This is a genomic window from Acidovorax sp. NN32 (assembly GCF_057597245.1).
The window spans coordinates 2,598,290-2,613,066 of the sequence record NZ_CP199679.1 but is presented as its reverse complement, the minus strand read 5'-3'; the positions used below and the strand labels follow the sequence as shown (position 1 = coordinate 2,613,066).

The window sequence follows — 14,777 nt, the reverse complement described above, 5'->3', positions numbered from 1 at the left end:
TAGCTTCTAGCGCTTTACCATTAAGCGCTAGAAGCCAAAATCATTCAAATTCTGGTGGCTGGCGGTTGGTGTAGCTCGCGTTGCCCAGCCCCGTGCCCACCGTCAGCACGGCCCAGCGCTCCACGTCCTGCATGAAGGGCATTTCAGACAGGCCCTGCACCACTGCATCGTTATGCAGGCACACCTGGGTGCGGCCATCGCCAATGTGCGGTAGCCGCTCGCACAGGTCGCGCGGAAGGTGAAAGCGGGTGCTCTCCCAGTTGCCCGGAAGGTTCTGCGTGCCACCGGCCAGCGAGCCGTCTTCCACGATGAGCCCCGGGCAGGCCACGCCGATGTAGGGCGCCAGGCGGATCTTCTTTTTCTCGGCGTACGCGATCAGGCCTTCGAGCAGCGTGGCGATGCCCTCGACCAGTTCGTCGCGCCGGGGTTCGTCGTTGGCATGGGCCCATTTCTCGCGGCGCACCACCTCGGCCAGCGAAAGATCGGGGGCGCGGTGCAAATGGGTTTGCACGATGCCGCAGCGCACATTGGTGCCGCCAATGTCCACCGCCAGGATGGCGTCGTAGCTTTGCAGCAGCGCGGGGGGCGCCAGGTGCACCCAGCCAATCAGGCCGCCCTCGTCCGCATGGTGGCGCAGCGTGCGCAGCTCCACGGGCACCTTTTCGGCCTTGAGGATCTTGCGGGTGCAATCGATGGCGCGGCCACCCACCTCGCTCTGGTGAAAGCCTCCGCCGATGATGATGCGCTCCACGCCGCGCCAGGTCTTGTGTTTCAGAAATCGCTGCACCACGTGCGCCAGCTGCATCGCGTAGTCTTCCGACGCGGCTTCGATGGCTTGGGCGGCCACGCCGTCTTTCTCCAGCAACGCATCCAGCTTATGTTTGCTGAGTTCGCGCGTGGGCTTGGTGCCCATAGGGTCCTTGCCCTCCATGGATGCATACAGCTTGCGCCAGGCATCGAGCATGTGGCGAAAGGCCGTGCGGCTGGCGACATCCCCCACATAGCCTTCGCCGTCGCTCAACTCGAGGCTATAGCCTTCGATGATGACCGAGGCCAGCCGCATGTCGCCATGCGGCCCGACGATGCCCAGCTCGCGTTGTGCCTTGGCGTCCCTACCTTCCTGCGCCGTGCTTGGCTTCTTGCTGGCGGCGGGTTTCTGTGCTGAGTCCTTGTCTTTGGAAGCCATTCATTTCCTCACACGATAGTGCCCCTCCAAAGGAGGCCGTTCCAGCATGGTGGCGTGGGTGGCGGCCGCGTGGCGTCAGCAAATGGCTTGACATGCCCTACCGGATGGGCGCGCGCCCATGCCGTCATGCGTGCAGCATGCGCGGTCAAAACAACAGTAAAGGCAAGGACGGGGGGAGATGATCAGCCGAAGAGGGCTGGAGCGGGTGAAGGGAATCGAACCCTCGTATGAAGCTTGGGAAGCTGCCGTTCTACCATTGAACTACACCCGCCTTCTGTAAGCCGTTGACGGACAACGGTATTTCAGTGAGGCCTGTGAAAACACCGGCTTGGCAGTTGCCGCGCCAGAGTTTCATCAGCAGCCGTATTGTAGCCACGCGGCGGCGCGCCCGAAACGGGTTTGGCCAGAGGCTTGTGTCCCATGTTTGCGCCCCTTCGGCGGGATGCAGACCGAAGGCAGCACAATGGAGCCTTCACAACTACCAGCGAAAGAAGGAAAAGCCCCATGCAACTGAGCGACGACCGCACGCAGGCCACCCTGGCAATCAACAAAACGCTCACAGCGCCAGAGATCGAAAATCTGATTCGTGAGTTGGCCATGTTGCGCTCGCAGATGACGCCTGAAGTCACCCCGGCCCCCCAGGACAGCAATGGGAGCGGGGTCCCGGTGATGTCGCAGGACAACCCCACCCTCGCCATCCAGTACCCGCTGGAAGACGCGCACGTCACCGTGTACCTGCGCAGTATCGGCCTGGGCTGGACCGCATGGCGGCTGCATCCCGACACCCAGCGGGCACTGGCTGAATTCTTCAATTCACGGCTTCCAAAAAGCGCGCCTGCCAAGGGCAAGCCCATTCCGTTTCGCTGATCCTGCCATGGCGTAGCTCCGCTAGCGCCCGCGAGTGCGCGGGCGTTCAGCCGGAGATTGCCGGGTTGTGGGAGCCCCCACGCGCCCGGTTTGGCACACCGGGGCTGGCACTGGCGCCACCCAGATTGAACTGCGCAATGGCAGACACCATCTGGTGCGCCTGCGTCTGCAGGCTGCTGGCCGCAGCAGCCATTTCTTCCACCAGGGCGGCATTCTGCTGAGTAGTCTGGTCCAGTTGCGTCACTGCCTCTCCCACCTGGCCCACGCCGGCGGTCTGCTCGCTGCTGGCAGCGCTGATTTCAGAGACCATGTCGGCCACGCGCTGGATAGAGCTCACGACTTCCTGCATCGTGGTGCCCGCCTGATCGGCCAGCACCGAGCCCTGCTGCACCATGGCGCTGCTGGCGCCGATCAGTTCTTTGATGGCCTTGGCCTCGGCGGCGGTGCGCTGAGCCAGGTTGCGCACTTCAGCAGCCACCACGGCAAAGCCCCTGCCTTGCTCGCCAGCACGAGCGGCTTCAACCGCAGCGTTCAGGGCCAGGATGTTGGTCTGGAAAGCAATGCCGTCGATGACGCCGATGATGTCGGCAATCTTCTGGCTGCTGGTGTTGATGTCCTGCATGGTGCTGACCACCTTGGACACCACTTCACCGCCTTGCGCGGCCACGCGGCTGGCGCCGACGGCCAGCTGGTTGGCCTGGCTGGCGCTGTCGGCGTTGTGTCGGATGGTGGCACCCAGCTGCTCCATGCTGGCCGCCGTTTCTTCCAGAGAGCTGGCCTGGCTTTCGGTGCGGCCCGACAGGTCCTGGTTGCCTTGGGCGATTTCGGTGCTGGCCGACGACACGCTTTCGGCACTGGTGCGCACGGTGCTCAGGCTTTCTACCAGGCGGACACGAAAGCCTTCCATGGCCTGGGCCAGGCTGCCGATTTCGTCGCGGGATTTCAGGGTAACTGCATGGGTCAGGTCGCCCTGCGCCAGGTAACCCAGCGCGGTGCTCAGCTGCTGCACGGGAGCACCCACCAAGCGGCGTGTGGCAACCACCAGTACCACCGTCAGCAGTGTCAGCGCCACCAGCACACCCAGCCACAGCCAGGTGAGCACGCTGCGGGCCTCGCCCATCATTTCAGACTCCGGCGCCTCGGCCACTATGGCCCAGTTCCAGGGCTTGTAGCGCTCCACCGCCACATAACGCGCGGCGGTGTCACCGTCGCCACTGCGGCGCGGCGACCAGCTCGATTCAAAATCGCCGGTTTGCTCGATACCCGACAGTGAAGCAAGCCAGGCCTTGGCCTCATCCACTTTCTCATCGACCTTGAGCGCCGCGTTGGCGCCCGTCAAACCAAAAATGTTGCCCCGTGCAGGGCCTGCTGAAATATTGACCGCGTAGACAGCGCCCGTGGCAAACAGCTTCTGGCCCGCCATCACGGTGTTGAGCTTGCCCAGAATGGGGCCGATGTCCGAACCGATGAACAGGATGCCGATGGTGCGGTTGCCTTCGCGGATGGGTTCATACACCGTCATGTACTCCCGGCCAAACAGATTCGCGCGGCCGATGAAGGTTTTGCCTTCGTTCATCAGTTCATAGGCGGGGTGCTTGCGATCCAGAAGGGTCTTGTAGGCGCGGTCTCCGTCCTGCTTCTTGAGCGAAGTGGTCACACGGATGAAGTCGTCGCCCGTGCGCGCGAAGATGGTGGCGACGGCACCCATGCTGTCTTTGGAAAACCGATCCACCACCTCAAAGTCGCCATTGATCGGCACCCCTTGAAATGCCAGCGTGGCCTCGGGCTTACCGTCAGCCCCCGGCGCCTCGCTGAGCGAAAAATTGCCCGGAAAATTGGCCTTGAACAGGGTGAAATCGCGTTTGGCCTGCTCTTGCGCGGTTTCGTCAAACGTCTGCACCAAGGTGCGCAACTGGGCTGCGTATTGCTGGGCATCGCCGCGCGATAGCCGTCCAAAGTTTTGCCAGAGCAAGGCGCTGACGATACCCATGGTGATGAGCAGCACAAGCAGCAGGCTGAGTAACGCCGCAAGCGACAGCTTGAACGCGACGGAACGGTGTGTGGTGGTGGGGCTCATTGTTGTTTTCTTCTGCAGTTTCCGGGCCCTCTGCCCAGAACAGGTAACCAAGTTACCTTATCTGTGTGTAAAAACAAAACCCAAAGCAATGCCATGCTTTCATGAGGGCCACCCCGCCCTCAACGAGCAAATAGCGATTACTAGTGGTAAACCCTAGTTTTCCAGACTCAGCCGCTGCCTGCTCTCAAACATTCGGGGCACGCCCAAAACCGGGTCTGCAAACTCCAGGGACCGCGCCAGCAGTTGCAGAGGCCGCGAGTAGTCTCCTTCGGGAGGATCGTTGACCACTGGATAGAACGGGTCGTTGCGCAGGGGCAGGCCCAACGCGGCCATGTGTACGCGCAGTTGGTGCCGTTTGCCGGTGATCGGCATGAGGCGGTACCGGGCCCAGGCGCCAGACCTTGCCACCTCCAGCATCTGCATCTGTGTGTGGCTGTTGGGCTCGCCGGGCACTTCCTGCATGCGAAAGAACTGAGGGCTTTCTTCCAGGCGGCTCATGTGTTCGCGCGGAAACACGAGGTCTTCGCGCCACGGCGCAATCGCGTCGTAGTGTTTGGTGATCTGCTTGTCACGGAACAGCGCCTGGTAGGCCCCGCGTGTGCGCTGCTGCACCGATAGCAGCACCAGCCCCGCCGTGTCCCGGTCGATGCGGTGCAGGGGCGACAGTTCAGGCAACCCCAGCTGTCGCTTGAGGCGCACCAGCAGTGTGTTGTGCAGATAACGGCCCGACGGTGTCACGGGCATGAAATGGGGCTTGTCGGCCACCACGAGGTGCTCGTCCTGGTACAGCACCGTTTCTGTGAAAGGCAAGGCGGGCTCTGCGGGCAGGCTGCGGTAGTAGTACACGCGCAAGCTGCCTTCAAACGGCCGCCCGGGCGACACGGGCTCCCCGCGTTCGTCCACCACATCCCCCGCCTGCATACGCTGCAGCCATTCGTCGCGGGTCACGACGGGCAGACGCTGCGCCAGAAAGTCCAGCATGCTGCCCTGCCCCTGGCTGGGCAGCACCACGCAGCTTGGGCCCACGCCATCGCGCATGGGCGGGGCGTGGGGGTGGTGGGGGTTGTGCATGGTGCGCGGATTTTAGGGCGCGGCAGCACCGTTTTCCGCCTGTAGGACAAGGGCGGCAGTTGCGCCTGCACTGTCACTGGGCGCGCCAATGCGGGCTAGCATGAACCCAGGAGGCCCGGTGCCGCATGAGCAAACGAGCCCCCCCCCCTGTCCCGTGCAGCATGGCTGTTCTGCGGCATGCGGCCATAACCCATACACCCTTCATGCCGTCACCTACCACGCCTTCTGCCGATCTTCCCCGCCCTGCCGCGTCCACCGGCCACCCCGCACCCGCCTCGGGGGTTGGTCGACGTGTAGCACGGTGGTTGCTGGTGGCCCTGGGTGTAGTGGCCGCGCTGCTGGTGCTGCTCGGCGCCTTGCTGGCCGTGATCGACTGGAACCGTGCAAAACCCTGGGTCAACGAAAAAGTCAGCGAAGCCACGGGCAGGCACTTTGCGATTGAGGGCGAATTGTCGGCAGCCTGGCACTGGCCCCAACCCCTGGAGGAAGGATGGCGACGATGGATACCTGGCGTCACCGTCCAGGCCGAGCGCCTGGTGATGGACCAGCCGGCGGGGTTCATCCCCCCCTTCCAGCGTGCCGATGGCAAAACGCCTCCCAAGGACAACGCCGATCTGCCGGAAGCGCCCGCCATGGCCCGCATCGGCAGCGCCACCGCCACGGTGCGCCTGCTGCCGCTGCTGGGGCGGCATCTGTCGATCAACACCGTGGCACTCACCAGCCCCCAGGTGGCGCTGTCCCGCACCGCCGATGGCACCAACAACTGGACCTTTGAGCGCAAGGACGGCCCCAGGAGCGGGTGGAGCTTCGATGTAGACCGGCTCGTGCTCAAGCAGGGCGTGTTGGCCTATGCCGATGGCATGAAAGACCTGGACCTGCAGGCGCGCATTGACACAACGGAGCCCATTGCCCCCTCCAGCCCACCCGGCAGCCCGGCCGCCAAGGCTTCCGCCAGCGCCGCCAGTGGCACAGCCCCGACGGCAGCGATCGCGGCCCCCGGCACATCCTCCCAGGGGGCGATGCCCTATGGCCTGCGCTTTGAACTGAAGGGCCGCTATGCCAAGGCCCAGATCAAGGGACAGGGGCGCGCGGGCCAGGTCATCAGCCTGCGCAACAAGGTGGTGAACTATCCGCTGCAGATTGATGCCAGCGCGGGCAGCGTGGCACTGTCGGCTGAAGGGGTGCTGGCCAACCCCGGGGCGCTCTCGGGGCTGGATTTTCTGGTGTTCCTCCAAGGCGGCAGCATGGCCGATCTGTACGACCTGACCGGGCTGGTGCTGCCCAACACCCCGGCGTTTGAAACGCGCGGACGGCTGACCGGGAGCCTGGAACCCGAACGCGCGGTGTGGGAGTACAACGATTTTCGCGGCAAGGTGGGTCAGAGTGATCTGCAGGGGTCGCTGAAATACACCTCGGGCAAACCGCGCCCCCGGCTCACCGGCACCATGACATCGAACCAGCTGCGCCTGGCAGACCTGGGGCCGACGCTGGGCACCCGCGTGTCCGGCAACACGCAACGCACCCGCAGCCAGGGTGGCAAGGTGCTGCCGGATTCGCAATTTGCGGCCGAGCGGTGGAATGCCATGGACATGGACATCGTGTTCAAGGGCCGCCACATCATCCGCCCCGAGAGCCTGCCGCTGCAGGACCTGAGCACACGCGCCGTAATGGAAAACGCGCAGCTCAGACTGGCGCCCCTCACGTTTGGCGTGGCAGAAGGCAAGATCGAATCGCAGGTCACCATCGATGGCCGCAGCGCCCCCCTCAAGGCCCAGATACGCGGCACCGTGCAGGGACTGCAGTTGTCGGCCCTGTTCCCCAAGGTGCAGCTCATGAAGAAAAGTTTTGGCCGCATGGACGGAGCCATTGCCCTGGAGAGCACCGGCAACAGCATGGCCGTACTGCTGGGCCACGGCACGGGCGAGATGCGCCTGTATGTGCGCGAGGGCACGCTGAGCAAGCAGATGCTGGACCTGGCCGCGCTCAACGTGGGCAGCATCATCGTGGGCAAGCTCTTTGGCGAAAGCAAGGAAGTGCACCTGCGCTGCGCGGTGGCCGACTTCATGGTGGTGGATGGCTTGGCAACCGCCCGCGTCGTGAAAATGAGCACCGACGATGCTGTGGTGGAGGCCACGGGCACCATCGACCTGGGCACCGAGGCACTGGACCTGCGCATCAAGCCCGAATCCTTGCAATGGAAGTTCTTTTCGCTGCGTTCCCCCCTGTATGTGAGGGGCACGTTTGGCAACCCGGATGTGGGCGTCGAGGCCGGGCCGCTGCTGCTGCGCGCAGGCGCTGCGGTGGTGGCTGCTGTGGTGGCCCCTGCCGCGCTGGCCCTGGTACCCATCACCGTGCCGGCGGCAGACGACGACACCCATTGCAAACCGCTGCTGAACCTGGCCCAGCAGCCTGTCAAGCCCGGAGTCCAGGGGGCAGCCGGCACGGCCTCGCAGCCGGCACGGCAGGCCGCCAGCAAGGCAGACCCTTCGCGTTGATACACAGCGACTGCAACGATTGCGAGCGCGGAATAATCGCGCCATGAAAATTGCAAAGATTCTGGGCCTCACCCTGCTGGCCGTGCTGGTGGCGGGCCTGTTACTGCCGGAGCGCATCCAGATCCCCGTGGCCGGGGCCTCCGCAAAAGACTGGAATTCCAAGTCCTTCTGGTTCGAACCCTGGGGCAGCTCGGGTGTGCACAAGGGCATCGACATCTTTGGCAAGACCGGTACGCCAGTGCTGAGCACTACGGATGGCGTCGTGCTGTTCACAGGAGAAATCGCCAAAGGCGGCAAGGTGGTGCTGGTGCTCGGGCCGCGCTGGCGGCTGCATTACTTTGCGCACCTGGACTTGATCGGCACAGGCGCCTTGTCCTTCGTGGCGTCTGGGGAGGCGATTGGCACGCTGGGCGCCAGCGGCAACGCGCAGGGCAAGCCGCCACACCTGCACTATTCCATCGTGCGAATGCTGCCCGTGCCGTGGAAGGTGGATGGCGCTACGCAGGGCGTCAAAAAAGCGTTCTTCATCGACCCCCACGCTTATCTGCTGGAGCGGTGACCGCAAGGGAGTCAGAAGGATGATCCGAAGCGCTCCGAAGGTCAGTGAAAGTCCCGGCTACCCTGCAGCGCCTGGGCCATGCGACCGAGCAGCGGTGTCAAGTCCTTGAAGCGCTGGGCCACCAGGTGGCGCACTACCGACGCCGATGGCGATGGCGCATCGGCCCCCTCCCCCTCGGGCACGCTGCACTGCCACACGCCCTCCACCGCCAGCAATTGCGATCTGAGCAGCGCATTGCGCCATGTCTCCACCAGCGCAGGCCACACGATCACGTTGACGGGACCCGTCTCGTCCTCCAGCGTGACGAACATCGTGCCTTTGGCCGTGCCGGGGCGCTGGCGCACAGTGACGATGCCGCAGGCGCGCACCTTGCGGCCATGGGGCACGGTGTTCAGCTGCAGGGCGGTCTGCAGGCGCCAGCGCGCAAGGCGCGGGCGCAGCAGGGCCAGCGGGTGGCGGCGCAGTGTGAGGCCGGTGGCGGCGTAGTCGAAAAGAATCTCTTCGCCCTCGGGCGCGGCGAGCAATTGCAGGGGCGCTTCGTGCACGGGCACATCGCGCAGCAGGGGCGGTGCCGTGTGCTGCGCGGCCGCCTCCCACATCTGCTGGCGCCGGTGGCCTGACAGACCCGCCAGCGCATCGGCTGCAGCGAGCGCCTGTAGGTCTTGATGGCTCAGCTGTGCGCGCAGGGCCAGGTCTTCGGTGTTGGCAAAGGCAGGGCCTGTAGCGCGGGCCTCTACCAGTCGTTCGGCAGCATCTTTGTGCAGGCTGCCCACCAGCCGCAAGCCCAGACGCACAGCGGGCTGCGGCAGTGGCGGCACGCCCAGCCCCCGCGCCGGCCTCAGTGGCTCTGGTGTGCCCTCCAGCGTGCAGTCGATGTCGCTGCAGGTCACGTCGATGGGCAGCACACGCACGCCGTGGCGGCGCGCATCCTGCACCAGTTGCGAGGCGGTGTAAAAACCCATGGGCAACGAATTGAGCAGCGCGGCCAGAAAACACGCGGGCTCATGGCATTTGAGCCAGCTGCTGGCATAGGCCAGCAAGGCAAAGCTGTGGGCGTGGCTTTCAGGAAAGCCATATTCGCCAAAGCCCAGCATCTGCTGGAAGATGGCCTGGGCAAACTCGGTGCGGTAACCACGCGCTTCCATGCCTCCGACCAGTGGGCGCTCGAACCGGTGCACGCCGCCCTTGCGCTTCCAGGCCGCCATCGACCGGCGCAGATCGTCCGCCATGCCGGCAGAGAACCCGGCCGCCACCATGGCGATCTGCATCACCTGCTCCTGAAAAATCGGCACGCCCAGCGTGCGCGCCAGGGCCGCTTCCAGTTCAGGCTTCTCCAATTGCAGTGGCTCGCCCCTGCGCCTGCGTTCGCGCGCCTGCAGGTAGGGGTGCACCATGCCGCCCTGAATAGGCCCGGGCCGCACAATCGCCACCTCCACCACCAGGTCGTAGAACTCGCGCGGGCGCAGGCGCGGCAGCATGCTCATCTGCGCGCGGCTTTCGATCTGGAACACGCCCACGGTGTCGGCGGCGCAGATCATGTCGTAGGTGGCGGGGTCTTCGCGCGGAATGCCCTGGAGGTCCCAGCGCTCACCGCGCAAGGCTTCGCGCAAATTCAGGCAGCGGCGCAGCGCGCTGAGCATGCCAAGGGCCAGCACATCGACCTTGAGCAGGCCCATGGTGTCCAGGTCGTCCTTGTCCCACTGGATGACCGATCGGTGCTCCATGCTCGCGGGCTCCACGGGCACCAGGCGCGTGAGCTTGCCCTGCGTGAGCACAAAGCCGCCCACATGCTGGCTCAGGTGGCGCGGAAAGCCTTTCAGGTCCGCCGCAAGCTCCAGCCACAACTGGGCCGTGTGCCGGTGCAGCGGTGCCCCCAGGCTTTCAGCCAGTTCCTGCAACCGGTCGGTGGCAAACTGCTCGTCAAACCAGTGGTGGTCCTTGGCAAAGGCATCGACCAAGGACGGCGCCACGCCCAGCGCCTTGCCCACATCGCGCAGTGCGCTGCGCGTGCGGTAGGTGGTAACCACGGCCGCGATGGCGGCGCGCTCGCGGCCGTATTTTTCGTAGATGTACTGGATGACCTCCTCGCGCCGGTCGTGCTCGAAGTCCACGTCGATGTCGGGCGGCTCCTTGCGCTCTTTGCTGATAAAGCGCTCGAACAGCAGGTGTGAGTTTTCGGGCGGCACGGCCGTGATGCCCAGCATGTAGCAGACCACCGAATTCGCGGCCGAGCCACGCCCCTGGCACAGGATGCCCTGGCTGCGCGCGTAGCGCACGATGTCGTGCACCGTGAGGAAGTACATCTCGTACTGGCAGTGTGCGATCAGGTCCAGCTCTTTGCGGATCTGCGCCTGCACCTTCTGTGGCGCGCCCTGCGGGTAAACGCCTTGCACGCCCACCTGCACCAGCCAGGCCAGGGCCTGCGCGGGGGTCATGCCAGCGGGCACGGTCTCCAGCGGGTACTGGTACTTGATTTCGTCCAGGGTGAACGTGCAGCGCCCCGCCACGGTGAGCGTGGCGTCCAGCAACTCGGGCGGATAGACGCCCGCCAGCCGCACGCGCCGGCGCAGATGGCGCTCGGCATTGGGCTGCAGCGCAAACCCGCATTCGCCCACGCTGCGGCCCAGGCGTACGGCGGTGATCACATCCTGCAGCGGCTTGCGCGAACGGGCGTGCATGTGCACATCGCCCGCTGCCACCAGCGGCAAGCCCAGCGCCGCACCCACACGCTGCAGCGTGGCCAGCCACAGGCTGTCGTCCGGGGCCAGGTGCAGTTCGACCGCCAACCAGATATGGCCATCAAAATTTGAGTCAAATTGGCCTCTAGCGCTGGATAGAAAAGCGCTAACAGCTATCAAATCAGAAGCATCAAAGCGTTGCCGGATAGGCGCCAGCAGCAATTCGCACCCTTGCAGCAATCCCCAGGGGCTGCAAGGGCCCACGTGGTACTGCCCCTTGGATGCGACCGCACGGGCCGCGGTGATGAACTCACACAGATTGCCCCAGCCCTCGGCATCGCGCGCCAGGGCCACCAGCCGCAGGTCGTCACCCCACAAAAACTCGCTGCCCACGATGAGGTGCAAACCACATTCCTTGGCGGCCTCCCAAGCGCGCACCACACCCGCCACCGAGCATTCGTCCGTCAGCGCTAGGGCCTGGTAGCCCAGCGCCAGCGCGCGCTTCACGAGTTCCTGTGGATGCGATGCACCACGCTGGAAGCTGAAGTTGGACAGGCAGTGCAGCTCGGCATAGCCCGGCAGCACGGTGGCTTGTGCAGGCGATGCAGAGGAAGGTGTCAGGCCCATGGAGCCTCCGCAGACATCACCCAAACACCCCATGCAGGAACCAGCGATGGGGCCGCACGGCGACAGGGGGACCATCCGACACGGACGGCACCGGCGCCAGCCGCTCGCGGAACACCCACACCAGCCCCGCCACATCGTTGTGCGCCACAAAGTAGTCGCGCAAGGCCAGGGCACCTTCACCGGGGGCCGGGCCTGCGCCCTCCCCGGCCGCAGACCACCAGCCCGCTTCAAAGCGGTGGGGCCCGGCCAGCAGTCGCAGCAGGCCGTGGTGGCAGGGGCGGTTGCCCTGCACCGCCAGCCGCCGGGGCGGGTTCAGCAGCCAGGTGGGCAGCAGCAGGGCATCGGGGGCTGCATCCAGCGCCGTCTTGGCAACACTGACGGAGGCATTCCGGGCTGCAGCGTGCTTTGCGGCCGCCGCCGTCACGCGCAGCACCTCGGCCGCCGGGCGCCACTGCTGCATGCATTCGGGGCGGTGGTCGGCCTGCAGCACCGGGGCCTGCACATGGTCTGCTCCCAGGCGGGCTGACAGGCGCTCCAGCAACTGGTGTAAAGCCTCGCCCTGGGCGCCAGCAGGGTCTGCGCCGCCCAGATGGTCAGGCGGCAGCAGGCTCGCACTGCGGTGTGGCAGCGGGGCCGCCTCCAGCAAACGCAGCGTGATCTGATTGACCGGCGCGGCCAGCGTGGTGCGCGCCAGATTTTCAGACAACAGGCGCCGCAGATGCCCCATGTCCTGCGTGGCCTGCGCCGTGCGCACCTGCAGCGCCTGCGTGGGGGCGATGGCCACACCATCGATGCGCCGCAGGTCATGGCGCCAGGCCAGCTCCAGGCCCAGCACGCCCTGCTGCCGCGCTTGCAGCCAGCCTTGCAAGGCCGTGAGGCAGCGGCTGGCGCTCCAGAGCAGCGCATCGGCCGACTCTGCCAGCGCAGGCAACTCGCCCGTCAGCACAAACTGCTCGGGCAGCTCCAGCCAGGCGTGGGCCTCGGGGGCATCTCCCAGGGCCTGGTCCAGCACCCGCAGCACCGCCGCACCAAAACGCCGCGACACCCCGGCGCGGGGCAGCGCCCGCAGTGCCCCCCAGGTGCGGCAGCCCATGCGCTCCAGGCTGGCCACATGCGGGCGCAAGGCTGTGAGTGTGTGCAGAGGCAGGCTCAGCGGCCCCTGTGCAGGGAGAGCCTGCCCCGCCAACGCCATACGCAGCCGGGCCTGCGCCACCAGGGCGGTGGGGCCACTGCCCCAGATCACGGGTGCGCCCGTCGGCTGTGCGCCCGCCGCCGTCCCTTCCCCTGCAGGCCCACACTCGCCAGCGACCTGGGCAGCGGGGGGGGCGGAGCACCTGGCAGATGCCCCGGCCCAGGCCCAGGCCTGCAGCACCTGGGCCAGCAGCACTTCGCGCCCGCCCCACAGCCGCTCGGTGGTGGACACCTCCAGCAGCACGGCCTCTGCATCCACCAGTGCCACACGCGGGGTAAAACGCAGGGCCCACCAGCCTGCCGCAGCGGTGTGCACAACCCCTGCAGGCGGTGCGGATGCCTCATCGCACCAGGGCAATGGCAGCGCGATCCAGTGCATGCGCCCTCCCCTCTGGCCCCGCCCCCAACGGCACCAGCAGCTCCAATGAAGGGCGCATGGGCAACGCCCCCGATGCCTTGGCTGCCGCAGCAAGGCGACCTGCCACCAAGGTGCTACCAGCATCCACCTGCGCTGCACGCCGGCGCCCGGCCTGGGCCGCCAGCACCTGGGCCAGCCGGGGATGACAGCCCGGCAGATCCAGCCCTTGCGCCAGGGGCGGCCCCCGGCGCTTGAGAATGTGCACCTGCATCCCGGGGACTGTGCATACACCTCCCGGCATGGCCATCCCCTGCACCTGTAGCCGCAGCAAGGCTGGTGAGGCCTGCGCCGCAGCACTGGCCGGGCGAAACACCCATAGCAGTTGACGTTGCTGCGCTGCTGCCAGTTGCAGCCTGCGCAGGGCTGCGGACTGCACCTGCGGCAGCCAGGCCATCACGGCCAGAACCTCCCGGCAACGCAACGCCTGCTCTGCCGCCCAGAGCGCAGCGGCGGCATCGGCCCGCACCACACACAGCCGCTCGGCTGACAAGCCCTGGGCCTGCAGCGCCGGTCCAAAAGGCTCGCAAGGCGGCGCTACCACCACCACCGCCCCCGAGCGCGGGGCAGTGGCCTGTACCAGGGCAGGCAGCACCAGCTGCCATTCGTGCAGGCCCGCCAGGGGTTGCAGCACCTCGCTCAACGCCCCCACCGGCCAGCCCCCACCGGGCAACTGCGCATCCAGAGGACCATAACCGGTGGACTGCACCTGCAACTGGCCCGCACCCAATGCGTCCGCATGCCAGACACCGGGCACGGTCAATGGCAGATCGGACGCGACAACCCCCAGGGAGTGGCGTAGCGCAGGCATGGCGAAGACGAGAAGAACAATATGAATACTGTAAATATAACCAGTATTTCGAGCAGCGGGGCAACTGGCGGAGAAGACTTTGGGGTGAGGGGTTTTTGGAGGCAACGCGTCCCAGGCCCTATAAAACTGGGCCAACGCACACCACGCTCCCTACAATAGGCAGGACAAAAAAGAGAGGGTCCGTTGAATGAAAACAATCCAATCGGCAGCAGTCGCCCTGTTGCTGCTCCTGTCCGGCAACACGTTCGCGGCCTATACGCTCTACTTTTTTGAAAGCGGTGGCAATGTGGTCGCCAGTGGCAGTGGCAGCATGAATCTGGGGGCCCTCTCGCCTGCGGGCAGCGGGCCTCTGTCCCCCGGGGTCATTGCTTCGGCTGGGTTGGTCTTCACCGGCACGGCTGGCACCGTGGACGCCTACCTGGGGATATCCGGCCCACCAGCGTTCGGAGGCGGAGGCCCTGTCGGGGCGAATGCAGGATCTGGCGACATGGTGGGCCTGGACAGCACAATGCCCGGTTTCGTCTTCGCCCCGGCAGGCTACGTCTCGGGCTCTGCGCTCACGTCCTCGGCCACCTGGACTGCGACCTCGCTGGCCAGCCTGGGGCTCACACCGGGCACCTATCTCTGGACCTGGGGCACGGGCCCGACAGCGGATTCATTCACGGTCCACATCGGCATCGCGCCGCCAGCATCCATTCCGACGCTGTCTGAATGGGGGCTGCTGGTCCTCGCGGTGCTCATGGCTGGCTGGGCGATGCACCATCGGTTCTGGCAGCGAAGCCGGGTGGGCTGACCACCCT

The 14,777-nt window shown here is 65.8% G+C and carries 10 protein-coding genes and 1 tRNA gene; 4 read left to right on the top strand and 7 right to left on the bottom strand.

The genetic code is table 11. From position 1 onward, the window contains the following. Positions 1 to 40 precede the first annotated feature (40 nt). On the bottom strand, positions 41 to 1,186 hold the full coding sequence (locus ACT89O_RS12230) for an ROK family protein (protein WP_487262784.1): 1,146 nt from the start codon (positions 1,184 to 1,186) through the stop codon (positions 41 to 43). A gap of 197 nt (positions 1,187 to 1,383) precedes the next feature. Continuing rightward, a tRNA-Gly gene (locus tag ACT89O_RS12225) sits at positions 1,384 to 1,457 on the bottom strand. Positions 1,458 to 1,690: 233 nt separating this feature from the next. Here ACT89O_RS12225 and ACT89O_RS12220 point away from each other — a divergent pair. Further along, positions 1,691 to 2,053, top strand: a complete 363-nt coding sequence (locus tag ACT89O_RS12220) for a hypothetical protein (RefSeq protein WP_218300983.1) — start codon at positions 1,691 to 1,693, stop codon at positions 2,051 to 2,053. 46 nt (positions 2,054 to 2,099) lie between these two features. Here the strand turns inward: ACT89O_RS12220 and ACT89O_RS12215 are convergent, their stop codons facing one another. Both ACT89O_RS12215 and ACT89O_RS12210 read right to left on the bottom strand, forming a co-directional pair. Beyond that, positions 2,100 to 4,130: a Cache 3/Cache 2 fusion domain-containing protein gene (locus tag ACT89O_RS12215; protein WP_487262783.1), complete on the bottom strand. Its 2,031-nt coding sequence runs from the start codon at positions 4,128 to 4,130 to the stop codon at positions 2,100 to 2,102. A gap of 153 nt (positions 4,131 to 4,283) precedes the next feature. Beyond that, positions 4,284 to 5,201: a pseudouridine synthase gene (locus ACT89O_RS12210; protein WP_487262782.1), complete on the bottom strand. Its 918-nt coding sequence runs from the start codon at positions 5,199 to 5,201 to the stop codon at positions 4,284 to 4,286. Between the two features lie 203 nt (positions 5,202 to 5,404). Between ACT89O_RS12210 and ACT89O_RS12205 the strand changes: the two genes are divergently transcribed. After that, on the top strand, positions 5,405 to 7,696 hold the full coding sequence (locus ACT89O_RS12205) for an AsmA family protein (RefSeq protein WP_487262781.1): 2,292 nt from the start codon (positions 5,405 to 5,407) through the stop codon (positions 7,694 to 7,696). 43 nt (positions 7,697 to 7,739) lie between these two features. After that, positions 7,740 to 8,255: a M23 family metallopeptidase gene (locus ACT89O_RS12200; protein ID WP_487262780.1), complete on the top strand. Its 516-nt coding sequence runs from the start codon at positions 7,740 to 7,742 to the stop codon at positions 8,253 to 8,255. 41 nt (positions 8,256 to 8,296) lie between these two features. On the opposite strand, the gene ACT89O_RS12195 is transcribed toward ACT89O_RS12200, so the two are convergent. Genes ACT89O_RS12195 through imuA form a run of 3 tightly spaced genes read right to left on the bottom strand, consistent with a single transcriptional unit; the run spans position 8,297 to position 13,977 of the window. After that, positions 8,297 to 11,560, bottom strand: coding sequence for an error-prone DNA polymerase (locus ACT89O_RS12195; RefSeq protein ID WP_487262779.1), 3,264 nt, complete (start codon positions 11,558 to 11,560; stop codon positions 8,297 to 8,299). Positions 11,561 to 11,576: 16 nt separating this feature from the next. Then, the gene (locus ACT89O_RS12190) at positions 11,577 to 13,130 is read right to left on the bottom strand and encodes a Y-family DNA polymerase (RefSeq protein WP_436130157.1); all 1,554 of its coding nucleotides are present in this window, start codon (positions 13,128 to 13,130) and stop codon (positions 11,577 to 11,579) included. After that, complete coding sequence (gene imuA / locus ACT89O_RS12185) at positions 13,093 to 13,977, bottom strand: translesion DNA synthesis-associated protein ImuA (protein ID WP_228895105.1); 885 nt, start codon at positions 13,975 to 13,977, stop codon at positions 13,093 to 13,095. Before imuA ends, ACT89O_RS12190 begins: the two co-directional genes overlap by 38 nt. Positions 13,978 to 14,164: 187 nt before the next feature. On the opposite strand from imuA, the gene ACT89O_RS12180 reads away from it, so the two are divergent. Beyond that, positions 14,165 to 14,770 carry an IPTL-CTERM sorting domain-containing protein gene (locus ACT89O_RS12180; RefSeq protein ID WP_487262778.1) on the top strand — a complete coding sequence of 202 codons (606 nt, stop codon included), beginning with the start codon at positions 14,165 to 14,167 and terminating at the stop codon, positions 14,768 to 14,770. Positions 14,771 to 14,777: the final 7 nt, after the last annotated feature.

Bases quoted from the DNA above. Each gene is read 5' to 3' on its own strand.
- ACT89O_RS12230 (WP_487262784.1), bottom strand. From the start codon at position 1,186: ATGGCTTCCAAAGACAAGGACTCAGCACAGAAACCCGCCGCCAGCAAG.
- ACT89O_RS12220 (WP_218300983.1), top strand. From the start codon at position 1,691: ATGCAACTGAGCGACGACCGCACGCAGGCCACCCTGGCAATCAACAAA.
- ACT89O_RS12215 (WP_487262783.1), bottom strand. From the start codon at position 4,130: ATGAGCCCCACCACCACACACCGTTCCGTCGCGTTCAAGCTGTCGCTT.
- ACT89O_RS12210 (WP_487262782.1), bottom strand. From the start codon at position 5,201: ATGCACAACCCCCACCACCCCCACGCCCCGCCCATGCGCGATGGCGTG.
- ACT89O_RS12205 (WP_487262781.1), top strand. From the start codon at position 5,405: ATGCCGTCACCTACCACGCCTTCTGCCGATCTTCCCCGCCCTGCCGCG.
- ACT89O_RS12200 (WP_487262780.1), top strand. From the start codon at position 7,740: ATGAAAATTGCAAAGATTCTGGGCCTCACCCTGCTGGCCGTGCTGGTG.
- ACT89O_RS12195 (WP_487262779.1), bottom strand. From the start codon at position 11,560: ATGGGCCTGACACCTTCCTCTGCATCGCCTGCACAAGCCACCGTGCTG.
- ACT89O_RS12190 (WP_436130157.1), bottom strand. From the start codon at position 13,130: ATGCACTGGATCGCGCTGCCATTGCCCTGGTGCGATGAGGCATCCGCA.
- imuA (WP_228895105.1), bottom strand. From the start codon at position 13,977: ATGCCTGCGCTACGCCACTCCCTGGGGGTTGTCGCGTCCGATCTGCCA.
- ACT89O_RS12180 (WP_487262778.1), top strand. From the start codon at position 14,165: ATGAAAACAATCCAATCGGCAGCAGTCGCCCTGTTGCTGCTCCTGTCC.